This is a genomic window from Alkalihalobacillus sp. NPDC127517, from assembly GCF_050276055.1.
In the GTDB taxonomy this organism is placed as follows: Bacteria; Bacillota; Bacilli; order Bacillales; family Bacillaceae_D; genus Alkalicoccobacillus.
Genome location: NZ_JBNNQX010000007.1, coordinates 142,392 through 166,276 on the forward strand (window position 1 = coordinate 142,392; position 23,885 = coordinate 166,276).

22 protein-coding genes and 2 pseudogenes are annotated in these 23,885 nt (G+C 42.7%); 17 read left to right on the forward strand and 7 right to left on the reverse strand.

Translation table 11 applies throughout. From position 1 onward, the window contains the following. Positions 1-164 precede the first annotated feature (164 nt). Positions 165-794, forward strand: a complete 630-nt coding sequence (locus ACQKKO_RS11445) for a TetR/AcrR family transcriptional regulator (RefSeq protein WP_498647238.1) — start codon at positions 165-167, stop codon at positions 792-794. Positions 795-836: 42 nt separating this feature from the next. On the opposite strand, the gene ACQKKO_RS11450 is transcribed toward ACQKKO_RS11445, so the two are convergent. Continuing rightward, on the reverse strand, positions 837-1,070 hold the full coding sequence (locus tag ACQKKO_RS11450) for a hypothetical protein (RefSeq protein WP_498647240.1): 234 nt from the start codon (positions 1,068-1,070) through the stop codon (positions 837-839). Positions 1,071-1,144: 74 nt separating this feature from the next. After that, positions 1,145-1,456, reverse strand: coding sequence for a DNA-binding protein (locus ACQKKO_RS11455; RefSeq protein ID WP_498647242.1), 312 nt, complete (start codon positions 1,454-1,456; stop codon positions 1,145-1,147). A gap of 90 nt (positions 1,457-1,546) precedes the next feature. Between ACQKKO_RS11455 and ACQKKO_RS11460 the strand changes: the two are divergent. The 3 genes and pseudogenes from ACQKKO_RS11460 to ACQKKO_RS11470 form a co-directional block, all read left to right on the forward strand. After that, positions 1,547-2,017 (forward strand): annotated as a pseudogene (locus ACQKKO_RS11460) (GNAT family N-acetyltransferase); the annotation flags it as partial. 39 nt (positions 2,018-2,056) lie between these two features. Next, positions 2,057-2,527, forward strand: a pseudogene (locus ACQKKO_RS11465) (GNAT family N-acetyltransferase); the annotation flags it as partial. Then, complete coding sequence (locus ACQKKO_RS11470; protein WP_498647244.1) at positions 2,524-3,078, forward strand: cysteine hydrolase family protein; 555 nt, start codon at positions 2,524-2,526, stop codon at positions 3,076-3,078. The pseudogene ACQKKO_RS11465 and the gene ACQKKO_RS11470, both read left to right, overlap by 4 nt. 121 nt (positions 3,079-3,199) lie before the next feature. Here ACQKKO_RS11470 and ACQKKO_RS11475 read toward each other — a convergent pair whose 3' ends face one another. Genes ACQKKO_RS11475 through fadR form a run of 3 tightly spaced genes read right to left on the reverse strand, consistent with a single transcriptional unit; the run spans position 3,200 to position 5,588 of the window. After that, complete coding sequence (locus tag ACQKKO_RS11475; protein ID WP_498647246.1) at positions 3,200-4,189, reverse strand: electron transfer flavoprotein subunit alpha/FixB family protein; 990 nt, start codon at positions 4,187-4,189, stop codon at positions 3,200-3,202. A gap of 12 nt (positions 4,190-4,201) precedes the next feature. Next, positions 4,202-4,969, reverse strand: coding sequence for an electron transfer flavoprotein subunit beta/FixA family protein (locus ACQKKO_RS11480; RefSeq protein ID WP_498647248.1), 768 nt, complete (start codon positions 4,967-4,969; stop codon positions 4,202-4,204). Between the two features lie 28 nt (positions 4,970-4,997). After that, positions 4,998-5,588 (reverse strand): fatty acid metabolism transcriptional regulator FadR, encoded by a 591-nt coding sequence (gene fadR, locus ACQKKO_RS11485; protein ID WP_498647250.1) that lies wholly within the window; start codon positions 5,586-5,588, stop codon positions 4,998-5,000. A 193-nt stretch (positions 5,589-5,781) separates the two neighbouring features. Here fadR and ACQKKO_RS11490 point away from each other — a divergent pair, with 193 nt between their 5' ends. From ACQKKO_RS11490 to ACQKKO_RS11515, 6 genes are read left to right on the forward strand one after another with little or no spacing between them, the layout of a single operon-like run. Beyond that, a complete protein-coding gene (locus tag ACQKKO_RS11490; protein ID WP_498647251.1) occupies positions 5,782-7,923 on the forward strand; it encodes a (Fe-S)-binding protein in 2,142 nt (713 codons plus the stop codon). Between the two features lie 12 nt (positions 7,924-7,935). Beyond that, positions 7,936-10,293: a 3-hydroxyacyl-CoA dehydrogenase/enoyl-CoA hydratase family protein gene (locus ACQKKO_RS11495; RefSeq protein ID WP_498647252.1), complete on the forward strand. Its 2,358-nt coding sequence runs from the start codon at positions 7,936-7,938 to the stop codon at positions 10,291-10,293. Between the two features lie 16 nt (positions 10,294-10,309). Beyond that, positions 10,310-11,494, forward strand: a complete 1,185-nt coding sequence (locus ACQKKO_RS11500) for an acetyl-CoA C-acyltransferase (protein WP_498647254.1) — start codon at positions 10,310-10,312, stop codon at positions 11,492-11,494. A 29-nt stretch (positions 11,495-11,523) separates the two neighbouring features. Next, positions 11,524-13,296 carry an acyl-CoA dehydrogenase FadE gene (locus tag ACQKKO_RS11505; RefSeq protein ID WP_498647256.1) on the forward strand — a complete coding sequence of 591 codons (1,773 nt, stop codon included), beginning with the start codon at positions 11,524-11,526 and terminating at the stop codon, positions 13,294-13,296. Positions 13,297-13,330: 34 nt separating this feature from the next. Next, entirely contained in the window at positions 13,331-15,010 is a 1,680-nt protein-coding gene (locus ACQKKO_RS11510; protein ID WP_498647258.1) for an AMP-binding protein, read from the forward strand. A gap of 20 nt (positions 15,011-15,030) precedes the next feature. Continuing rightward, a complete protein-coding gene (locus ACQKKO_RS11515) occupies positions 15,031-15,438 on the forward strand; it encodes a PaaI family thioesterase (RefSeq protein ID WP_498647260.1) in 408 nt (135 codons plus the stop codon). Between the two features lie 31 nt (positions 15,439-15,469). Here the strand turns inward: ACQKKO_RS11515 and ACQKKO_RS11520 are convergent, their stop codons facing one another. Both ACQKKO_RS11520 and ACQKKO_RS11525 read right to left on the reverse strand, forming a co-directional pair. Further along, the gene (locus ACQKKO_RS11520; protein ID WP_498647262.1) at positions 15,470-16,414 is read right to left on the reverse strand and encodes an arsenic resistance protein; all 945 of its coding nucleotides are present in this window, start codon (positions 16,412-16,414) and stop codon (positions 15,470-15,472) included. Next, positions 16,407-17,333 carry an AraC family transcriptional regulator gene (locus ACQKKO_RS11525; protein ID WP_498647264.1) on the reverse strand — a complete coding sequence of 309 codons (927 nt, stop codon included), beginning with the start codon at positions 17,331-17,333 and terminating at the stop codon, positions 16,407-16,409. The genes ACQKKO_RS11520 and ACQKKO_RS11525 overlap by 8 nt, the downstream gene beginning before the upstream one ends. 141 nt (positions 17,334-17,474) lie before the next feature. Here ACQKKO_RS11525 and ACQKKO_RS11530 point away from each other — a divergent pair, with 141 nt between their 5' ends. The 7 genes from ACQKKO_RS11530 to ACQKKO_RS11560 all read left to right on the forward strand — a co-directional run bounded on the left by ACQKKO_RS11530 (position 17,475) and on the right by ACQKKO_RS11560 (position 23,885). Continuing rightward, positions 17,475-19,406, forward strand: coding sequence for a glycoside hydrolase family 127 protein (locus ACQKKO_RS11530; RefSeq protein WP_498647266.1), 1,932 nt, complete (start codon positions 17,475-17,477; stop codon positions 19,404-19,406). A gap of 662 nt (positions 19,407-20,068) precedes the next feature. Continuing rightward, positions 20,069-20,923, forward strand: coding sequence for a glycine betaine ABC transporter substrate-binding protein (locus tag ACQKKO_RS11535; protein WP_498647268.1), 855 nt, complete (start codon positions 20,069-20,071; stop codon positions 20,921-20,923). A gap of 142 nt (positions 20,924-21,065) precedes the next feature. Next, positions 21,066-21,935, forward strand: coding sequence for a cation diffusion facilitator family transporter (locus ACQKKO_RS11540; protein ID WP_498647270.1), 870 nt, complete (start codon positions 21,066-21,068; stop codon positions 21,933-21,935). Between the two features lie 154 nt (positions 21,936-22,089). Beyond that, positions 22,090-22,362: a hypothetical protein gene (locus ACQKKO_RS11545; protein WP_498647273.1), complete on the forward strand. Its 273-nt coding sequence runs from the start codon at positions 22,090-22,092 to the stop codon at positions 22,360-22,362. Between the two features lie 95 nt (positions 22,363-22,457). Beyond that, complete coding sequence (locus ACQKKO_RS11550; protein ID WP_498647275.1) at positions 22,458-22,961, forward strand: GNAT family N-acetyltransferase; 504 nt, start codon at positions 22,458-22,460, stop codon at positions 22,959-22,961. 106 nt (positions 22,962-23,067) lie between these two features. After that, positions 23,068-23,466, forward strand: a complete 399-nt coding sequence (locus ACQKKO_RS11555; protein WP_498647277.1) for an HIT family protein — start codon at positions 23,068-23,070, stop codon at positions 23,464-23,466. Beyond that, entirely contained in the window at positions 23,463-23,885 is a 423-nt protein-coding gene (locus tag ACQKKO_RS11560) for a GNAT family N-acetyltransferase (RefSeq protein ID WP_498647279.1), read from the forward strand. The genes ACQKKO_RS11555 and ACQKKO_RS11560 overlap by 4 nt, the downstream gene beginning before the upstream one ends.

A 23,885-nucleotide genomic window follows, 5' to 3' on the forward strand; every position in this document is an offset into this window, starting at 1 on the left:
ATACATTCCTCCCCATACATCAATTCATTTACGAAACGGTATCGTTTCCTAACGTATCGTACCACCAGAACTAATGAAACGCAATCGTTTCGTTTTTTATTTTAAAAAAAGAAATTAACTGGTATGATGGAGTCACAGGTAAGCTCATAAGGGGGAGATCGTTAATGAGTGATTCCGTTAAGCAACATGCTGATGAGGAAACGAAACGTGGTAGACCTATGGATTTATCCCGTAACGAAGTCATCGTACAGACGACCTTAGAGCTTCTTGCAGAGGTTGGTTTTGATGCACTAACTATTGAAGCGATTGCACACCATGCAAAGGTCGGAAAAGCAACCATTTATCGTAGATGGGCTTCAAAGGAAGAATTGGTTATTCATGCCGTCTCTTCGATCAGTCCATTTGAATCCATAATAGATGAAATTGACCAGACAAAAACGCTTCGCGAACAGTTAATTGACTTGCTTTGTTTCTGCTTTCGGGAAGAACACGAAGTCTATCAACAAGCCATGACTGCCATCGGTTCAGCGATGCCTCATAATAAAGAACTTGAGCAAGGGTTACACATTGATTTTTATCGAAAATTAAGAGCTGCACTATGGAAGATTATTGAGCCTTATCTAAAAGAAAATCATAACCTGCACACGGATAAACTAGATTTACTAGCTGATGTCGGTCCAGCTCTGATTGTCTATCGGTTATTTCTGGTGCGCAAGCCCTTCGACCGAGCCTACATCGAAAATATTGCTGACCACTTAATGATGCCAATGCTTGAACCCAATATAAACGCATAAAAATAACCCTCAACTTATGGTTGAGGGCTTTTGTTTTATATCTTAGACTTTGTCTAGCACATACGCTGGCTTTGTACGATAATACTTTTCCCCATCATTTGAAGAATGTTCAAACAATCCTTCAAACATATGAACCACTTTATACTCACGTTCTGGATGAGAGAACACATCGCTCTCATTTGAAGATAAGATGACCACATCGGTTGTAGAAAGAAATTGATCAATATCTGCGGCTTTATAGTGATTACCTACCTCTAATTCCTTCACTTTATTCACGTGTAAAACCTCCTAGTCAGTTAATCATGTCCTATGTAAATGCCATTACCGTTAGAGGAGATGTTAAAACATTGTTATTCGCTCGGTAGGTTTTCGATCCATGCCTTAAGTTTTTTCAAAGGGAAGTAGATTTGACCGTTTACGATTACATGAGGTACGGAGGGATAGTCCTTTACGAGTGACTTTGTATCTTCTTTTGACATGCCGATGTGTTGGTGTACTTTGCTTTCTTTAACAAGTTCAGGTTGTCCAAAAGATTCAGCATATGAATAATAATCACTGTAATCTTTTTGAGGCTTGCCTTGTTTAAAGTGTTTAAGCCCATCACCTATGTAATAACCTAATCCAATCATTCCAATGGCTAACCAGAAACCCAATAAGCCCATTCTAACCACCATCCTCTCACCAAGTTATTTGCGTTTACTATACCATAATTACCCATTAAGAAGTAGAATAAATGAGAGGGAGGCATTAAGATGAATGTCCATAAAATAACTGAAAAACAACGTCAGAACGTAGAACACTTTTTTACTAATCAATGGGGTTCAGATGAAATGGTCACATCAAGTGGAGTATATAACTGCAGCGAGTTAGATGGATTTATGATGTGCAATGATGAACATGAGATTAGAGGACTTATTACATATATAGTTGAGGATAAAGTCTGTGAGGTAATTTCATTAGATAGCTTAGATGAAGGGAAAGGAATTGGCTCTGTTTTGCTTGAAGCAGCTGAGCGTGATGTGAAGCGAATCTGTAACAAAATAAAAATCATTACAACAAACGATAATATGAAAGCGCTCGGTTTTTATCAGAGAAGAGGCTATCGATTGTCACGTGTCATGATGGACGCTGTGACAGAAGCAAGAAAGCATAAGCCCGAGATTCCTCTAGTTGGGGAGCTCGGAATTCCGTTGGTTGATGAGCTTGAACTTGTAAAAGAGCTAATCTATATTTCCTTGTTAAACGATCAAGACGAGACGAAGCTCTACCAATTTGAGCTGGAGAACCGGGATTATTTTGAAAAGATGATTCCGGGACGTGGGGATGAGTACTATCAATACGAGAATTTTTGTAAGAGTCACCGGGCGTTGTTGAAAGAACAGGACGAACAGCTTTCCTATTTTTATCTAGTAAAAGACGGGACGGGAGAGATTGTAGGTAGGGTAAATCTTGTGGATGTCGACGAACAAGGGAGAGGGGCAATCGGGTACCGTATGGCAAGTAGTGTTGCTGGCCGGGGTCTAGCTACTTTAGCGATGAAGCTGTTAATCGATGAAGCGAAGAACTTGCCGAATGTTCGCATACTTGAAGCTAAAACCACAACAAATCATATTGCTTCACAAAAGGTGCTAGAGCGGAATGGATTTACTCAGATGGGTGTAGGTGAAGAGACTTATGTGAATGCGGCAGGTGAGGATTGGCCATTTGTGCTGTATAGGAGGGAGTTGGAATGATGAGTAGAGCATTGCTTGTAATTGATGTGCAGAAGGCATTTGAAGATAAAAGGTGGGGAGCACGTAATCATCCTGAAGCTGAGGAGAATATCGCTCAGCTTCTTGAGCATTTCCGTAGAAAAGGAGACACAGTGATTCATGTTCAACACGTGTCCTCATACCCTGATTCTCGTTTTTACATAGAGAAAGAGGGAGTCGAGTTCAAAGAGGTGGCCACGCCACTAGCTCACGAGTTAATTATTCGAAAAACAGTAAACAGTGCATTTATCGGGACAGAATTAGAAGATCGTTTAAAAGAGCTGAATATAGAGCAGGTAGTTATTGTTGGCTTAACTACTCCGCACTGTGTCTCCACAACAACGAGAATGAGCGGGAATCTAGGATTTGATACGACTCTAATAGCAGACGCAACGGCAGCGTTTGAGCTAACCGATCATAATGGAATAACCTATGATGCCCAAACCGTGCACAACCTGACACTAGCAACATTGCATGATGAGTTTGCTAGAGTGATTAATACAGAGGATTGGTTAAAGGAGCAGGAGGAGTAAGATAGATTTCAATTGAGTAAGAAGAATAAGGCGAATACATTGGTTCAGCGAAAAATACATCGCAACATCTCTCTACAGAAAAAAATGAGCGCCACCCCGTCAAGGTGGCGCTCACTCCCATTTAAGCCTTCATCGACAATACCGTTCGAAACTCCTCTGTTAGTAATGGCACCACTTCAAATAGGTCTCCAACAATTCCGTAATCCGCAATCTTAAAGATAGGTGCTTCTGGATCTTTGTTGATTGCAATAATCAAGCGTGATTGGCTCATGCCAGCTACGTGTTGGATGGCTCCGCTGATTCCGCAGGCGATATAGACTTCAGGTGTCACTACTTTGCCGGTTTGACCGATCTGCAGCGCGTAATCGCAGTAGTCTGCATCGCAGGCGCCACGCGAGGCACCGACCGCGCCTCCAAGTACTTCGGCAAGCTCTTCTAATGGCTTAAAGCCGTCGCTGCTTTTTACACCGCGGCCGCCGGCAATCACTACTTTTGCTTCAGCAAGGTCGATGGTGCCAGTTGATTTCTGCACAACATCCTTAATGACCGTGCGGAGCGTGTTCGGCTGATTGTATTCCACCTCCATAATCGTGCCCTCCACATCAGATCCGACAGCAGCCGGGATGTTATTGGGACGAATGGTTAATACCCAAGGGGTGCTGCGGAAGGTCTTTTGTTCAAAGGCTTTTCCGGCATAGATCGGTCTTGTAAAACGTACTTGATCTCCTGATTGTTCAATCGCAATGACGTCGGAGATTAGCCCCGCATCTAGCTTAGCAGCGATAAGGGGTGCTACGTCCCGGCCAATCGTAGTATGACCAAACACAACAACGTCTGCACCGGACTTCTCAATAAGTTTCATAAGAACCGACGCATAGACTTCAGGGTTATAATGCGTACACTCTTCATGATCCACGGTGTAAATGGTTGCCGCGCCACTATTCTTCAGTTGTCCCGTCACATCCTGCAGCTCATGTCCCACAACGGCAAGATGAATGGAAACCTCTCCATACGCCTGAGTAGATAAGCGGGCTGCTTCAATGGCTTCAAACGTTACTTGTTTAAGTTTGCCGTTCTGATGCTCTGCAAGTACCAACACGTGTTTTGTCATAAGATCTCCTCCTTAAAAAAGATTGGTTTTGCTTTTTAACTGAGAGACTAATTCCTTCACTTGTTCGCTAGGTTCACCTGTGAGCTTCTGTCCAGCTTGTCGCTTCTCGGGTAACGAGAGATCAAGTCGTGTTGTTTTTGAATCAAGCGCATCTTCTGAGATGGATAAATCATCAAGACTAAGTGTGGTGAACGGCTTTTTCTTAGCTTTCATAATACCTGGCAAACTAGGGTAACGTGGTTCGTTTAACCCTTGTTGAGCAGTAAGCAAGGCAGGCAAGGTTATCTCAATTTCTTCCGTATCTCCCTCGGCATCACGCTTCACAGTTGCAACCCCAGCATCAACGTTTAACTCTGTAATCGAGCCAACATGTGGAATATTCAGGAGCTTAGCTAAACGGATACCTACTTGGCCAGCGCCGTTATCAACGGAAAAGTATCCACCTAGTATAAGGTCAAAGGTTTGATCGCCTAAGTACGAAGCAAGTACTTTTGAAACAGCTGCTTCGTCTGTGCCAATGCGATCGTCATGAATAAGGACCGCTTCATCTGCACCCATCGCAAGTGCCGTCCTTAGAGCTTCAGCACTACGCTCGGGGCCAACTGACACAACATAAACGCTTCCATTTGTTTGATCACGAAGCTGGATCGCTTCCTCAACAGCGTATTCATCGTAAGGGTTAATCACAAACTGGACACCATCCTCAGAGATGGTGTCATTTTCAATTGTAATGGTTTCTTCTGTGTCAAAGGTTTGTTTTAACAGAACATAAATATTCATCAATCATTCTCCTTTCAAGATAAAAGATTTATGAGTGTGCCTGTAATCCTTTAAGAAAAAACTCAACCGTTTTGTCTACCTGCTCGCTTAGCGAGTACTTTTGTCCGGAAATGAGCCAGGTTGTGACGACTTCATCCATCGCTCCAAAAAGGAGGAGGCGAGTTAATTTCGTATCAAGGTCTGCTCGAAATAATTCTGATTCAATACCTTGATTGATCACACTTTCTAAAAGCTGGATATAAGGCTTTACAACTTGCCCGATCGCAACTCGCATGTCCATATTGCTTTGTCGTAGTTCTATTTGAGTGACATAAGCAAAGTCAACATCTGCTTCAAGTTCAGTGTAGTGAATGTGACAAATGGTACGAATGGCATCCTCTGCATTTGTTATATGCTCGAGGCTCGTTTGAAATTTCTCAACTAGCTCGCCAAGCTTCTCACGAAATAAAGAAATCAAGATGTCTTCTTTGTTTTTAAAATAAAGATAGATCGTTCCATCGGCAACGCCTGCAACTTTTGCAATCTTTGAAACTTGCGATTTGTGATAGCCGTTCTCTGCAAAAACGGTAATTGCTGCTTCAAGAATTTGGTGATATTTTTCTTTTTTTCTACTTGTCATCGTTCCACCTCGGTGTTAAGATTCACTTAGTTAGTGAATGAATACTCATTCATTTTTTATCATCTTAGACGAATTTCAACCTTCTGTCAACGAGTGAACACGCGATTTTTGTAGTCTTTTTGTAGAGGGGAGGTAATATCTTGGTGGTAAGGCAGCTAGTAGCATGGAACATCCATGAGAGGACTGATTCAGAATGCTTGCGTGGATACAATTTTTATCATTTCTCATTGTAAGCGGTTTCAGCCTGTATATCTTTTTAATGATTATGTACAACCGATATCTTAATGTAAAAATGGGTCAGCCCAAAAAGCTAGATCAAGAGTTAGGAACGAGGTTAAAGGTCTTTTTTGTGCAAGTGTTTGGACAGACAAAGTTAATGAAAGACCCCAAAAGTGGGATGATGCATCTTGTCGTCTTTTACGGGTTTATCATTCTTCAGTTTGGTGCACTGGACATTATCGTCAAAGGATTTGGGTTCGAGGGATTGCCGATTCCAGGTTACGACGTCTTTGTTCTGACTCAAGAAGTAGCTGTATTTCTCATTCTGCTTGCAATCGGTTATGCGGCGTACCGTCGATATGGTGAAAAGCTGCCGAGGCTGAAAAAAGGGTGGAAGCCGAGTATTGTCATTTTTTTAATTACTTCGTTAATGATTTCGGTTCTTGGAACGCTAGCATTTGAACGAGTGTTTCATAGCTTAGAGGCTTCTTGGTTCGCCCCAATTACATCATTCATCGCCTCACCGTTCCAAGGGTTTGGGACAACAGTGGGAGCAATTGGATTCTACTTCTTTTGGTGGATTCACCTGCTTATTCTCTTAAGCTTTTTGATCTATGTGCCGCAATCCAAGCACTTCCACTTAATTGTTGCTCCGATCAATATTTTCTTAGGTCGAACAGATTCAGTTGGCAGGCTAGAAAAGCTGGACTTAGAGGATGAGGACGCTGAATCATTTGGAGTTGGGAAGATCGAGGATTTTACTCAAAAACAAATGCTTGATTATTATGCCTGTGTTGAATGTGGACGTTGTACGAATGTTTGTCCAGCATCAAATACAGGGAAGCTTTTGTCCCCCATGCACCTCATCGTGAAGCTGCGTGATCATCTAACGGAAAAAGGGGCAGTGACACAGAAAACCCCTTGGACTCCTGCATTTGCTTTTCCACAGCCCACAACGCATGGTGTTCAAGCAATTAGTGCGTCGGGTTATGACTGGAGTAGTGGGCCTGCAACAACGATTGAACCGACTTTACAAAGGCAAAAACAAATGTGGTCTCCAACGGAAAAGTCAGTTGATGAGCTGAATCTAATTGGAGACGTGATGACGGAAGAAGAGATTTGGGCATGTACGACGTGTCGTAATTGTGAGGATCAATGTCCGGTTGGGAACGAGCATGTGGATAAAATTATTGACCTGAGACGCCATCTGGTCTTAATGGAAGGTAGCGTACCAACAGATGGTCAGCGAGCCATGCAAAACATTGAGAGACAGAGCAATCCGTGGGGGATCAATCGAAACAGTCGTGCGGATTGGAAAGAAGAAGAGGATGTAGGTCATGTGCCTACGGTGAAAGAAAATCCCGACTTTGAGATTCTGTATTTTGTTGGGTCGATGGGTTCTTATGATAACCGTAGCATGAAAATCTCTAAGTCTTTTACAAGACTGTTAAACAAAGCAGGCGTAAACTTTGCCATTCTTGGTAACGAGGAAAAAAATTCTGGCGACACGCCAAGACGTATGGGAAATGAGCTGCTTTTTCAGGAGCTCTGTATGGAGAACATCTCAATCTTTGAAAAATATAACGTCAAGAAAATTGTAACCGCCTGCCCGCATACATTTAACACGTTTAAAAATGAGTATCCGGACTTTGGGCTTAACGATGTTGAAGTCTTGCACCATACGGAACTGTTGGATCAACTTGTTAAAGAAAATAGACTCGTTCCCACATATGAGATGAACGAACGAATTACGTACCACGATTCCTGCTATCTTGGTCGTTACAACAATGTATATGATCAGCCCAGGAATATTCTCAGGGCTATACCAGGTGTTGAGTTAGTTGAAATGACGCGAAGTCGAGAGAATGGAATGTGCTGCGGCGCTGGAGGTGGAATGATGTGGATGGAAGAGGACGCAGGCAAGAGAGTCAACATAGCTCGCACAGAGCAGGCGCTGGAAGTGAATCCGAGTGTTATCAGCAGCGCGTGTCCATTCTGTCTTACTATGCTTGCAGATGGAACAAAATCAACAGAAGTCGAAACAGTAAAAACCAAGGATATTGCCGAGATTCTAGAGCTTGCGGTGTTTGGTGAAACGTCAATTCATAATGAATAGGGGGCGACATTCATGCACAGTCAAATAGGGAAAGCCGCTGTTATTGGTTCAGGAGTGATGGGAGCAAGTATTGCGGCGCATCTTGCAAACGCCGGGATCCCAACCCTTTTAATGGATATTGTTCCGAAAGATGCAGACAAAGAGAGCCGGAGTCAGTTAGCTATCTCTGCGATTAAAAAGCTTACAAAGCAAAATCCCGCTCCTCTTTTTGATCAGTACTCAGCCAAACTTATTACGCCTTTAAATCTTGAGGACGATCTACACCGCTTAAAAGAAGTAGATTGGGTAATTGAAGTTGTTGTTGAAAACCTGGAAATCAAGCAACAGCTTTATCAACGAATCAGTGAGGTTTGGGAGAAGGGGACGATTGTTAGTTCGAATACGTCAGGGATCTCCATTAATGAGATGGTTTCAGAATGTAGCGAGGAGTTTCAAGAGCATTTTCTCGGTACGCACTTTTTTAATCCGCCACGATACATGAAGCTGCTTGAAGTTATACCGGGCGAATATACGAAGCCAGACATTCTAGAACAAATGACCAGATTCACGGAAAAAACGTTAGGAAAAAAGGTTGTACGTTGTAAGGATACACCTAACTTTATTGCAAACCGAATTGGTACACATGGGATGCTGGTTACGTTACATGAAATGATTAAAAACGGATACTCCATAGAAGAGGTTGATGCGGTGACTGGACCTGCAATGGGCAGACCGAAGAGTGCCACATTCCGTACGCTTGATTTAGTGGGTATTGATACCTTCTATTTTGTTTCAAATAATGTCTACAAAAAGCTTGAAGATCCTTTGGAAAAAGAAATCTTTAACGTACCTCAGCTTCTTCATGATCTTGTGGAAAAAGGCTGGATTGGTGAAAAGGCAGGTCAGGGCTTCTACAAAAAAGTCAGAACAGAGCAGGGAAAACAGATTACCACACTTAATCTCCAAACGTATGAGTATGAGCCATTGTCTAAACCAAAGGGTGCTTCCTTAGAAGCCGCAAAGCTTGCGAAGGGTACACCTAAGAAACTAAAAGCGCTGCTTACGGGTGGAGACCGCTACTCAGAGCTCGCCTGGAATGTAACAAAACAGATGCTGATCTATTCAGCGGAAAAAGTAGGCGAGATTGCTGACTCTATTGTGGAGATTGATGAAGCCATGAAATGGGGCTTCAACTGGGAGCTTGGTCCATTTGAAACATGGGATGCTATTGGTCTTGAAAAATCGGTTAAACGGATGGAAGCTGAAGGTTTATCCGTCCCAGTTTGGGTAACAGATTGGATTGCAGATGGACATACGTCATTTTACGAACAAAAAGAGGGAGATCGTTTCTATGTTTCAAGTGGTGAGTACAAGAAGCTAGAAACCGCCCCAGAAGAAATCAGTCTTGCGCGCCTCAAAGCTCAGAACAAGGTTGTGCGCTCTAACAGCGGAGCGAGTCTAATTGATCTTGGAGACGGCATTGCTTGCTTGGAGTTTCATTCACCAAACAATGCGATTGGTGCGGATATTTTAACGATGATTCAGCAATCCACAGAAGAAGTAAAAAAACAGTTTGATGGACTTGTCATTGCCAATCAAGGACGGAACTTCTGTGTTGGCGCCAATCTCATGATTCTACTTATGGAGGCGCAGGACGAGGAATGGGATGAAGTCGATCAAATTATTCGAATGTTCCAGAACACTATGTATAACTTAAAGCACTTTGAAAAACCAGTGATTGCGGCTCCTCATCGAATGGCACTTGGCGGTGGCGTGGAGGTTTGCTTACCTGCAGACCAAGTGGTTGCTTCAGCAGAAACGTATTATGGCCTTGTGGAAGTTGGTGTGGGTCTCATCCCAGCTGGAGGAGGATGTAAGGAGTATATGCTTCGTTTAAGCCCTGAATCTAATCCCAGCGATCGGGATATCCAAGCAGATGTGAATCGGGTCTTTGAAACGATTGCAACAGCCAAGGTTTCAACGAGTGCCGATCATGCAAAGAAACTTGGATATATGCGTGAAACAGACGGTTTTATTATGAATGAAGGACACCTCATTTATGAAGCGAAACAAGCAGCTCGTAAGCTTGCGAAAGGATATCAACCCATTGGACGCGAGAAGATTCGTGTAACTGGTCGTGAAGGAAAAGCGATCATGAAGCTTGGAGCTAGACAAATGCAGATGGCAGGATATGCAAGTGACCATGATGTGTTGATTGCAGGAAAGCTTGCCCATGTATTAGCAGGTGGCGATGTTCCTAAAGGGACACTCGTGAGTGAACGGTACATGCTTGATCTGGAGCGCGAAGCCTTTCTTAGCTTGTGTGGTGAACCGAAAACACAGCAGAGAATGATGCACATGTTAAGCAAAGGAAAACCACTACGTAATTAGAGGAGAGGTGAATGGTATGAGAGAAGCGGTGATTGTTTCAACAGCTAGAACGGCTTCAGGACGAGCGAAAAAAGGGAGCTTGGCCGAAACAAGAGTGGAGGATCTGGGCAAAGCTGTGCTTGATGCTGTGATCGACCGGGCACCTGGACTTAAAAAAGAGGATGTTGAGGATGTAATCTTGGGCTGCGCAATGCCTGAGGGCGAACAGGGGCTAAATGTTGCACGAATTATATCCTTGTATGCGGGCTTTCCAGTTACCACCCCGGCACTCACAATCAACCGGTTTTGTTCATCGGGACTTCAATCAATTGCATTTGCTGCAGAGCGAGTCATGTTAGGGCATGCAGAGGTTGTCATTGCTGGAGGTGTGGAAAGCATGAGTCATGTACCGATGACGGGCTTTCATTTTTCGCCTCACCCAACGATTGCCGAAGAGCTGCCTGAAGCATATATGGGAATGGGCTTTACAGCTGAAGAAGTGGCGAGTCAATTTGACGTATCAAGGGAAGATCAGGACGCATTTGCAGTCAAGAGTCATCAAAAAGCATACGAAGCGCATAACAACGGATTCTTTAAGGATGAAATTGTTGCTGTGCATACATCTAAAAGCGGTGTAACAGAAGAAGGGAAGCGATGGGAAGAGTCGTATACCTTTGATCTGGATGAAGGCATTCGAGGAGACACAACAAGCGACGTTTTGGCTTCCCTTAAGCCTGCTTTTAAACGAGGGGGCTCTGTCACGGCAGGAAACTCTTCGCAAATGAGTGATGGAGCAGCCGCTTGTGTGGTGATGAGTAAGGAGAAGGCAGAGTCTATGGGATTAACCCCTCTTGCGACATTTAAGTCATTTGCCGTAGCCGGTGTTGAACCTGAAATTATGGGTGTTGGTCCAGTGAAGGCCATTCCAAAGGCATTAGAGATGGCGGGCATCACACAAGCAGACGTTGATTTATTTGAAATCAATGAGGCATTTGCTTCTCAATGCTTACACATTATTCGTGAGCTTCAACTTGATGAAGAAAAGGTAAACGTGAACGGTGGAGCGATTGCATTAGGTCATCCACTTGGTTGTACAGGAGCGAAATTAACATCTACTATCATTCATGAATTAGGACGCCGAGGCGGTGGATATGGCGTAGTCTCAATGTGTATCGGTGGTGGAATGGGAGCAGCAGGCGTATTTGAAATTCATGCAACATAATGTAGTAAAAATCTAGGAGGTTGTCTGTGATGCTAAAATCAGTGACTGGTGGCGGATTTATCATTGAAGAAGTCGATTATCAAGCGGTTGTAACCCCGGATCGATTAACAGATGAACAACGAATGATTGCTGATACAACAAAGGATTTTGTGGAGCGTGAAGTGCTCCAGCATGACGAGCAGCTAGAGGGTCTTGATTACGAATTAACTGTGGATTTGATTCGAAAAGCTGGCGACTTAGGATTACTTGGTGCTGATGTTCCTGAGATGTATGACGGCATGGAGCTTGATAAGGTCAGTTCTACGCTCATTAATGAACGACTGTCAAAGGCTTCATCCTTTGCTCTATCTGTTGGTGCGCACGTTGGAATCGGTACGCTCCCCATCGTGTACTTCGGGACAGAAGAACAAAAGAAGCGATACCTGCCAGATTTAGCTGCTGGACGCAAGATTGCTGCGTATTGTTTAACAGAACCCTCCTCAGGCTCGGATGCACAAGGAGCAAAGGCGAATGCAGTGCTATCGGATGATGGAACGCATTATGTTTTAAACGGCACAAAGCAGTTTATTACGAATGCAGCCTTTGCCGATGTATTTATCGTGTATGCAAAGGTCGATGGTGAGGCGTTCAGTACATTCATTGTTGAACGCACGATGGACGGAGTAAGCATTGGACCTGAGGAAAAGAAAATGGGGATTAAGGGCTCTTCTACTTGCCCGTTGATTCTAGAAGATGTGAGGGTGCCAACAGGCAATTTATTATGGGAGGTGGGAAAAGGCCATTTAATTGCTTTTAACATTTTGAACATTGGTCGGTTTAAATTAGCTGCTGGAAGTGTGGGAGCGGCAAAGGAAACGATTGAACTATCTGCCGACTATGCAAACGAGCGTACCCAATTCGGTCGCCCAATCTCCTCATTTCCATTAGTCGCTAAAAAGCTCGCTGAAATGAATGTGAAGACTTATTTACTTGAGAGCATGGTGTATCGTACAGCAGGGTTAATGGATGATGCGATGAAGGATATTGATTTCAGTAAACCTGATGCAGGTGTCGTTTCTGCAAAAGCCATCGCTGAATATGCCTTGGAGTGCTCCATTAACAAAGTATTTAGCTCGGAAGCATTGGACTCAATTGCTGATGAAGGAGTTCAAATTCATGGAGGCTACGGTTACATTCAAGAATACAAAGTAGAGCGTATCTATCGTGACTCACGTATTAATCGTATCTTTGAAGGGACAAATGAGATTAACCGCCTTTTGATTCCGGGAACCTTAATCAAACGTGCGATGAAGGGGCAGCTTCCGCTTATGGAAAAAGCTCAAGCTCTTCAATCCGAGCTGTTATCAATGGTTCCAGGTCAAACTTTTGATGAAACGCTAGAGCAGGAAGCTCATTTAATTGAAATGGCTAAGAAAATGTTTCTTCTAATAGGAGGTCAAGCGGTACAGAAATATCAGCTTAAGCTTGAGGGTGAACAGGAGCTGCTTAGCAACCTGGCGGACATGATGATCCAAATCTATGTGGTTGAAAGTGCGTATGCCCGTACGAAGCAATTCATTGACCAAAAAGGTGAGGAAAAAGCAGCCACAGCGATTGCAATGACAGAGCTTGCTGTCCACGAAGCATTTGATCAAATTGAGTTGCTTGCCAAAGAGTCCCTTGCCTCAATGGAGTCTGGTGACATGCTGCGTACGCAAGCATCGATCCTTAAGAAATTAGGACGTAGAACACCAATCAATGTCACAGCAAGAAAACGCCAAATTGCCGAAAAAGTCGCGTATGCAAGAAAGTATGTTGTGTAATGTTTGAGCAAAACACCAAAAAGGGGTGTTGATCATGCAGGACAGGATTTGGTTAACCCATTATCCGAAACAAGTTCAACCAACGTATGAGTATCCAAAACAGCATTTGGCTCAATTTTTGCTGGATAGCGCCAGAAAATACCCAGAGGGTGATGCGTTGTTTTTCCTCGGAAAAACGGTGAAGTATAAGGAATTACTTGATGCCACGTATCGATTAGCCAACGGATTACAGTCGCTTGGCGTAAAAAAAGGGGACCGGGTAGCAATTATGCTGCCCAACTGTCCCCAAGCAGTGATTGCCTACTATGGTGCCCTACTCACAGGAGCTATCGTTGTCCAAACAAACCCGTTATATACGGAACGTGAAATGGAGCATCAGTTAAATGATTCTGGATCTACTTTCCTGATCACGTTAGATATTTTAGGAAGGCGTGCAGGAAATGTGATAGGGAAAACAAGTGTGAAGCACACGATTTTCACATCAATTAAAGATTATCTGCCTTTTCCGAAGAATCTACTGTATCCGCTTACACTGAAAAAGGATGGTTTAATCATGAAAGTGGACTATTCAGACTCCAAGCATTCATTTAAGGAGCTACTGTCCAGGTCCACAAGCTCACCGGTTCTCGTTGAAGTGGATCCAGAGAAGGATTTGGCCTTACTTCAATACACCGGTGGGACAACGGGATTGTCAAAGGGCGTCATGTTAACGCACCATAATTTGATTGCAAATACTCATCAAACAAAGGCTTGGTCGTACCAAACAAAGGAAGGTGAGGAAAGGTATCTGGCGGCTTTACCTTTTTTTCACGTATTCGGTATGACCGTACTGATGAACCTCGCGATGCTTCAGGCAGGGATGATTGTGCTCTTACCTAAGTTTGATGCGGAAGCCACTCTAAAGGTGATTCAGAAAAAGAAACCAACAGTGTTTCCAGGTGCACCTACGATGTATATTGCCCTTCTTCATCATCCTTTGCTTCGCCAATATGACTTGTCTTCCATAAATATTTGTATTAGCGGGGCAGCGCCATTACCTGGTGAGGTTCAAGAGCAATTTGAAGCGATTACAGGTGGGAAGCTGACGGAAGGCTACGGATTAACAGAGACGTCCCCTGTGACCCATGCAAATAATATATGGGAAAAACGTAAGCTTGGTTCAATTGGGATCCCTTTTCCTGACACAGATGCAAAAGTCGTTCAATCGGATACAGGAGAAGAACTGGATGTTGGTGAGATTGGAGAACTCATTGTAAAAGGTCCTCAAATTATGAAGGGCTACTGGAATGCTGAGGAAGAAACAGCTCGAACACTCAAGGACGGTTGGCTTTATACGGGAGATATGGCTCAATACGATGAGGATGGCTTTTTCTACATTATGGATCGCAAAAAAGACATCATTATTGCGGGAGGATTTAATATTTATCCGCGAGAGGTAGAAGAGGTTCTGTTTGAACATCCGGCTGTGATGGACGCTGTGGTAGCAGGAATTCCAGATGAATACCGCGGCGAGACAGTGAAGGCATTTCTTGTTTTAAAGGATGGTGCGCAGGTGGATGAAGAGGAGCTCGACCGATTCTGCCGAGAGAGGCTCGCAGCCTTTAAGGTTCCGCGAAGCTATGAGGTGCGGGAATCTTTACCTAAAACGTTAATCGGGAAAACATTACGTCGCAAAGTAGTAGAAGAAGAGAAAAACAAACAGCAAAACGCATAAAAGAGAAGGAGTGGGGAGTCATGGCTAAAGCATCAGAAGCCTTTCTAGAAAAAGCCACATCACTTGCCGAGAAGACGTTTTGGGGATATGTGGGGTGTGAGATGATTGAGCTTGGGGAGCAACGAGTCATTGTTGAACTCGATGTAGAGCCGCATCATTTAAATTTGATCGGAATCCTTCATGGCGGTGTTCATGCAACAATGCTTGACAGTGCGATGGGAATCCTCGTTATGGCAGCTCACTCAGATGCGAATATGGTGACCACCAACTTAAATATCCACTATCTAGCCCAAGCAAAGGAAGAGAGAGTGCGTGTGGAAGCAGAAATTGTTCACGAGTCCAGGTCAATGATGACAACGGAAGGAAAGCTACTGAATGAATCAGGCGAACTGTGTGCATTGGCAACGGCAACCTTTAGAAAAAGTTAATCGGGTTAGGAGCACTGGGACACGGGTGCTCCTATTTTTTCATTCGAAGTAAAAGCTGGGCAATTAGAGCCAAAACCGGAAGTTCAATGAGAGGACCAATGACGAGGGCAAGGGCAATGAATGGTTGATCTGGGAAGGCCGTGATCGCAACAGCTAACGCAACGGGAGAGTTGCGAGCAAGCGTTGTAAAGAGCAGACTTACCGTATCCTTCTGATTCATCTTTAGCCAGCCCGCAACATAGTTTCCAAGAACCGCGTTTATTAAAAAATAGAGAAGGATAGGTATAAATAAAAGAAATAAGACGTCCAAGTTTGTCCACAAATACGTTCCCTGAGAGGCAAACATAGCGACAATTGCTAAGCATAACCATACTAATTGAGAAGAAGAGAAAAAAGGAACGAGGCGCTTTTCAATGATTGCTTGGCGCTGTTTAAAAAGAAAACGTGTGAGCTGTGCCAATGTAAAAGGCAGAATAAAGACAAGCACAACACTTTCAATGATTGTTTCAAGTGAGATGGCCCCTTCTGTTCCTGCAAAAATCCACAAATACATAGGTAATAGCAGCACTTGAAGAATAAGGTTTACAGGTAGAACGGAAGCAGCCAGTGTCACATTCCCTTTGGCAATCGAAGTAAAGATTAAATACCAATCGGTACAAGGTGTAACCATGAGCATAATAAATCCAACCCATAAGGCCGGATGGTCTGAAAGAAAAAGGTAACCCAATCCCCAGGCAAGAATTGGCGTCCAAATGAAGTTCATCCCCAGGCTTGTCCCCAAAAAAGGAAGATGACCAAAAGCCTTTTTTAATTCATGAAATGGGATCGTTAAAAACAATCCATAAAGCATTACAAGTAAAAAAGGGAGAATAAGCCCCTCAGAGTGTTGCGCAATAATCGGTACTTGTCCTACGCTCAGTCCAAGTATGATGGATAGTACAATAAGAATGGTTTGAAACTTCTCTAATTTATTCAAGATGCTTGTCCTCCATCGCAGACCCTAGTTCTGTTAACCGAATCCGGTAAAATGCTTTTCTAAATTCCGATGGCGTCATGCCTTCGGTTTTTTTAAATATGCGCATGAAGTATTTTTCATCTTCAATTCCTATGGATAGGGAGATCTCTCGTATGCTTTTTCTTGTACTTGAAAGAAGGTCTTTTGCTTTTGTTATTTTAACAAGATTAATATACCGTTGTAACGACATCCCAATCTTTGTTTTAAACTGTCTTGATAAGTAGTTAGGGTTGTAATGAAAGTGCTCGGAAATTCCTTGGACAGATTGCTCTTGATCAGCGTTTACACGAATCCATTCAATGATATGTGAAAGTTCGTGATCATGTGGACGCTTCTTTTGCCTATGTGAGTCAATCGTCTGAGTAGACAACTCTATGAGTAACGATGTCATGAGGTAGCTTGAAGCTAGATATGCATGCGCTCCAGCTTGAGAAAGATCTAACAGTTGATTAAACAGAATGTTAAGCCGTTCAATATTCGGCGGTTTCGAGTAGGTAGGGATATAGATCGTTGGACTAAATGCCTGACTCGTAGGCTCTTGAATCATACTTGCCAACTGCTCCTTCATATGTTCAATTGAACTGTAGCTAGCAAGTTCATCATCTAAATAAAAGTGAAACCAGTAGTAGGAAAGAGGCGAAAGACTATGAGAAAACCCGATGTGCTGGATGCCTTTTTTTAATAGAAGCGTAGTTCCCTTTGTTAGCACATAAACTTGGTTTTCTTGTTGGATCTCAAGTGTCCCTAGAAGTCCAATTAAAAGGACATAGCTGTCGAGTGTTCGTGTTGGATGTCGAAAGGGCTGAGAGGTTTCCACTCGTCCACATGACGCAAATTGAACAGGTTTCGTTGCTTGAATCGTTAAATAATGCGCAGTCATTGAATCTCCCCAATCACTCATTTCTTTGAGCGTATAAAAGATATGTGAAAAAGTCCACCTATTGTATATGATGTACTACCGACAAGGAAGAAAAGATTTGATAAAGTCTATTGTAAGCGATTACATAAAAGGAGGATGATTATGACAGTTCAATCAAAGCAGCAGGTTAAGCTCACCGATTCATTTTGGGGAAGATACCAATCATTAGTAAGGGAAAAGGTCATTCCTTATCAGTGGCAGGCACTAAATGATCAAATAGAGGGTGCTGCGCCCAGTCACGCGATAAAGAATTTCAGAATTGCAGCAGGCGAAGAAGAAGGAGAGTTTCATGGGTTTGTTTTTCAGGATAGTGATATTGCAAAGTGGATCGAAGCGGTTGCCTATTCTCTAGAGACGGAGCGTGATCTTGAGCTTGAGAAGACATGCGATGAAGTCATTGATTTGATTGGAAGAGCGCAACAGCCTGATGGCTATCTTAATACGTATTACACCGTAAAAGAACCAGGGAAACGGTGGACAAATTTGCGAGATAATCATGAATTGTATGTAGGTGGGCATTTCATCGAAGCGGCTGTTGCCTATTACGAAGCAACTGGGAAGAAGAAGTTACTGAATATCATGTGCCGTTTTGTTGATTACGTTGATACGATCTTTGGCTATGGAGAAGACCAGATCCGTGGGTATGATGGCCACCAGGAAATAGAGCTCGCGTTAATTAAGTTATACCGTGTGACTGAAGAAACGAGATATTTAAAGCTTGCGCAGTTCTTTATTGATATTCGGGGGGAACAGCCACATTACTTTAATCTTGAAGCCGAGAAGCGTGGAGACAAACCACATCGTTGGTTCCATGACAGCTACAGTTATTCACAGTCTCACCTACCCGTGCGAGAGCAGGAAACAGCGACTGGGCATGCGGTTCGTGCGGTTTACATGTACACGGCGATGGCTGATTTAGCAAATGAGCTAGATGATGACAGCCTGAAGAAAACGTGCAAGACGCTTTGGGAGAATATCACACAAAAACAAATGTATCTCACCGCAGGTATTGGTTCAGCTGAATTTGGCGAAGCATTTAGTTTTGATTATGACCTGCCGAATGACCTTGCATACACAGAAACATGTGCGTCGATTGGTCTCGTTTTTTGGGCGAAGAAGATGCTTGCACTTGAGCCTGATGGTGTGTACGGAGATGTCATTGAACGGGCTATCTATAACGGTACGATTAGTGGTATTCAGCTTGACGGGACAAAATTTTTCTATGTTAATCCACTTGAGGTTTGGCCGAAGCAAGCAAATCATCGCCATGACTACAAACATGTAAAAGCAGAACGACAGCCTTGGTTTGGATGCGCCTGCTGTCCACCAAATATTGCTCGCTTAATCGCATCAATTGGTCAGTATGTGTATTCAGAGAAGGATCAGATTGGATTTGTCCACCTCTACATTGGTAGTGAGTCATCATTTACATTAAATGGTGTAAAGGTTGAAGTGGATCAAATCTCAAACTTTCCTTGGAATGGGACGGTTCGCTTTTCAATTAATCCTGAGCAAAGCTACAAAGGCACGCTCGCCTTTCGAATACCAGGCTGGGCTAGGTCCTTCGCCATAAAGGTTAACGGAGAAGTAGTGGATCCTCTAGTGAATAAAGGCTATGCCTATGTTACCCGTACATGGAATCAGGAGGATGAGCTAGAGCTCCATGTCCCTATGACCATAGAACGCATTGTAGCACATCCCGATGTAAAGGCTAACGCCGGTAAGGTAGCATTGCAGCGCGGTCCAGTTGTCTACTGCTTAGAGCAGCAAGACAATGGAGCAAACCTTCTAAATCTTGCTATCGATGTAGAAGTCGTGGTAGAAGAACGTTTTGAAGAAGATCTCTTAAATGGAGTCATGGTTCTACGCGGGAAAGCCACTCGAACAGAGCTCAAAAATGATGCAAATCAGTCACTCTATATGACAGCAGAGGACCTTAAAAAGCAGGAAACAACATTTACTGCGATCCCTTACTATGCTTGGGCAAACCGAGGTGTCGGTGAGATGACCGTCTGGATTCGAAGAGAAAGGTAAATTCGAGGGGGGATTGTATGAAAACTGTCTATATGACAAGCGTTTTTTCAATCTTAATTCTGATAACAGGTTGCTTGTCGTCTACGACTACATCATCAGATGAGACATCACTTCGTTTCACCTAATGGGAGGGACCGCTTGAGCGGCATGCCATCGAAACGCTCATCGATGATTTTAATGATATGCATCCTGATATCGAAGTGCATGGGCAACTCGTTCCAATTGCTAACTACGTGGAGAAAATGAATGTGATGGCTGTATCGAAAACTATACCTAATTTAGGTTATTTTCCTGAAGGTTCATTGGTCAGAAGGATATTGTCGAAGGGATTGCGTTAACATGGATAAAAGGATAAAGGATGGAAAGTTGAATCCCCTCTAAGTTTGAGGGGACTTTTTGCCGTGGTGTGATGGTGGAATCAATAAAGAGAGGGAAAAATCAACAGAAGAGCCCCATTCTGCTCTAAAAGTGAGTATTAAATAAGCATTCGACATAATTCGAGAGTGTGTTTGCGTTATTTTTAGAAAGAATAGAAGTAATATCTTGTATTCATCTGATTCTCCTCAAATATGAAGATTTATTATTGAATTACACATTTGTACATAATTAATGAGATAGTTATAGTTAATAAATAGTTAAATGAGATCAAGGAGTGGAACAAAATGAAAAGGTACATAGGTGTAGTAATGAGTATGGCTTCAGTTATAGCTTTAGCGGCATGTGGCAACAGTGAGAGCAAAGAAGCTCAGGTCGATGAAATCATGGGTGTAGATCCTGGAGCTGGAGTTATGATGAACACTGAAAAAGCAATTGAGGAGTATGGATTATCTATCCCATTGCAGCCTAGCTCAGATCCAGCGATGGCTGCAGCCTTGGGTGATGCTTACGATAAGGAAGAGCCAATTGCTGTAACAGCTTCATACCCACATTGGATTTTCATTGCGTATGATTTAAAATATCTTGAGGATCCAAAAGGAGTATATGGAGAAACAGAAAACATCCATACGTTCACTAGAGACGGACTTGAGGAGGACGCTCCAGAAGCGTTTGCTGTTTTGGACAAATTCTACTGGGAGCCGGATGACATTGGTGCTGTCATGCTCGATGTATATGAAGGCAAAGAACCTACTGAAGCAGCTGCTGAATGGATAGAAAATCATCAGAATAAAGTTTCTGAGTGGACTGATGGGGTTGACTCTGTGTCTGAAGGGAACATTACACTATCCTACGTGGCTTGGGATTCTGAAACAGCTTCAACTCATGTTGTCGGTAAAGTGCTTGAGGATTTAGGTTATACCGTTAATTTAACTCAATTAGAGCCTGCCTTTATGTGGGCTTCAGTTGATTCTGGTGATGCTGATGCCATGGTAGGCGCATGGTTGCCACAAACTCATCAAGCTTACTATGAGGATTATAAAGATAGCATTGTCGATCTAGGAGCAAATTTGGAAGGGGCACGTATTGGTTTAGCTGTTCCAGAATATGTTGATATAGATTCAATTGAAGATCTTAAATGAACATAAAGACCGTCTCATTGTGAGGCGGTTTTTATTTATACAACATGTTTTGTTCAACTTACATCATAAGATGAAATATAGAATTGGATCCCACATTGTAGGATAGACTATATCAAGGAAAGATTAAAAAGAGGGTGAGAGTTTGAAAACGACAAGGATTGCATTTTTGTCTGTGATGAGTAACACATTTGTTGTAGCAATGAAAATCGTTGTTGGACTCATAACGGGGTCTGTGGCCGTTTTATCAGAAGCCATTCACTCATCATTAGACTTAATGGCATCATTGATTGCTTTTTTCTCGGTTCGAATATCTAAGAAGCCTGCAGATTCGGTCCATCCGTATGGTCATGGGAAGGTTGAGAATCTGTCTGGTACGATTGAGACGATCTTGATTTTTGTGGCGGGCATTTGGATTATTTATGAGTGTGTGCATAAGATCATTCATCCAGAGCCGCTACAGCTTCCTTTGCTTGGGGTACTTGTCATGGTGATTGGTGCGACGATTAATTTTATTGTGTCAAAGATTGTTCGAAAGGAAGCGGATCGGGTCCATTCAGTCGCAATGAAATCAAATGCGCTTCATTTATTAACTGATGTGTACACATCTCTTGGCGTTGCAGTCAGTTTACTCTTAGTAACGTTAACGGGTTGGTACATTCTTGATTCCATTATCGGGATGGTTCTCGCTGTTTATATTATGATTGAGGCCTTTAAGTTAATGAAGGAGACCTTTCCTCCGCTAATTGATTCTCGTTTAACCGAGAGTGAGGAATCTGCTGTACTTAACATCATTGAGAGCTTTAAGGACGAATATTTAGAAGTTCACAACTTTAGAACAAGACGCTCCGGCCCTCAGGAGTACATTGACTTTCATTTAGTTGTTCCATCCGATGCGAATATGGGGGATGTTCATGATCTTTGTGACCGTATGGAAGGAAAGATTGAGGAAGAATTTCCTCATTCTGAAGTGTTTATTCATCCAGAGCCAGAACATGAACGAGAAAATAAGTAGAGACCAGATCATGCATCTGGTCTTTTTGCATTGTGTAATTTTATCTAGAAGGGTTTCTCTTTTCGCTCAAATGGGAACAGTACCTTATATTCATACAAATGAGAAACCATGCTGATGCAACCTCAGACAAGTCAGAAATGAAGGATGATAAAAAATGAACACAGGTAAAAAAATATGGATCACTATTCTATTTGCAATTGGTGGAGGGGCCATCACAGGACTAATTGGCTCGGGTGTATTATTTTTAGTTGAATCCATTTGGCCGGACGGTTTAATAGCCGATCTCTCAGTAGGGACAACCTTTTTAGTTACCGTGTTACCTGGTATTGTTGCTTCCTTCTACTGGTCATTTTTCTATATAAAGAAGCAGAAAAACGAAACAAAGCACTTAGATGATCATATTCCTAAAAATGAGCAGAAGTTTTAAAAAGGCCCTTTCAGAAGGGTCTTTTTTGTTAGAAAAACTTACACAGCAATATATCAACCAAATAAAAACCTGTAAACTAAGTATGGAGGTGCAAGATGAGTTTACAGATTAAAGAATTAGATACCATTCACCCTTATAAAATTGAACTATGCTCCCTACTTATAGAAACGGTTAATCAAGGAGCTTCGATTGGCTTTCATTTGCCAATGCAGGAGACGGAGGCTGTAGCATTTTGGAACGATTATCAGCCACATGAGTCTCGAATCACATTAGTTGCTTTCAAGGAGAAGCGTCTTATTGGTACAGTCAGTCTTGAACTAATTAGAAAATCAAATGGCAGCCATCGCGCTGAAGTCTGCAAGCTAATGGTACACCCGGGTGCTAGAAGATTAGGTGTGGCGAAAAAACTAATGATTAAACTAGAAGAAATCGCAAAGCAACGTAATAGAAGTTTGCTTGTGTTAGATACTAGAGGAGGAGATCCTTCAAACAAACTCTACATCAGCTTAGGTTATCATTTGGCGGGCACGATTCCAGCTTTTGCGAGCAATGAAGATGGAGAGCTTGAAGCGACCAATTTATATTATAAGAAAATATAGATACACTCTTTCAACTCACCAATGGTGGGTTGTTTTTTGTTTTTTAATAGGAGAAACCAGGTGGAATGTAGAAGGGATTAGGAGTGAAACGGAAGGGGGGATACCCGTGGTAGATAATTGTGTATTTTGTTATCCAGAGCTTGATACGGATCAACGGATTGTGATGCGTAATGAAACATGCCTTTTTTTGCAATTGCGTCCCGCTCAAAAGGAAGGTACACCATTGAATGGAGCGGGTGTTATTGTACCGAAACAGCATCGAGACAACACATTTGATTTAACAAAAGAGGAATGGAACGATACCTTCTTTCTTCTTAAATTGGTTAAAGAACGACTAGATGAAACAGTTAAACCGGATGGCTATAACATTGGATGGAACTGTGGAGAGGTAGCGGGGCAGCATCTCTTCCATGCACATCTTCATGTGTTGCCTCGATACAAGGATGAACCAATGGCTGGAAAAGGGATACGCTATTTGTTTAAAAATCAAGGAGAAAATCAATGATCCGACTTGCTACAGTAGATGACGCTCCATACATTGCCCAACTAACGATGCAACTTGGCTACAACATAAGTCTAGAGACCGCCAAGAAAAGGCTCACTTATTTAATTGGTTCATCTGATCATGCGGTGTTTGTATCTGAAACGAAGGATGGCTCAATCTCAGGCTGGGCACATATTTTCATCAAACGATTAATTGAATTAGAGTACGCTGAGATCGGAGGAATCGTTGTTCAGACAAACAATAGGAGGTCAGGAGTTGGATTGAAGCTCATGCAAGCCTGTGAAGAATGGGCTAAAGAAAACGAGATAGGTGAAGTGAGATTGCGTTCAGGTGAACAACGAGCAGAGGCTCATACCTTTTACTTGAACCTTGGCTATGAGTATGTTCGAAATCAAAAAGTTTTTACAAAGAAGGTGTAA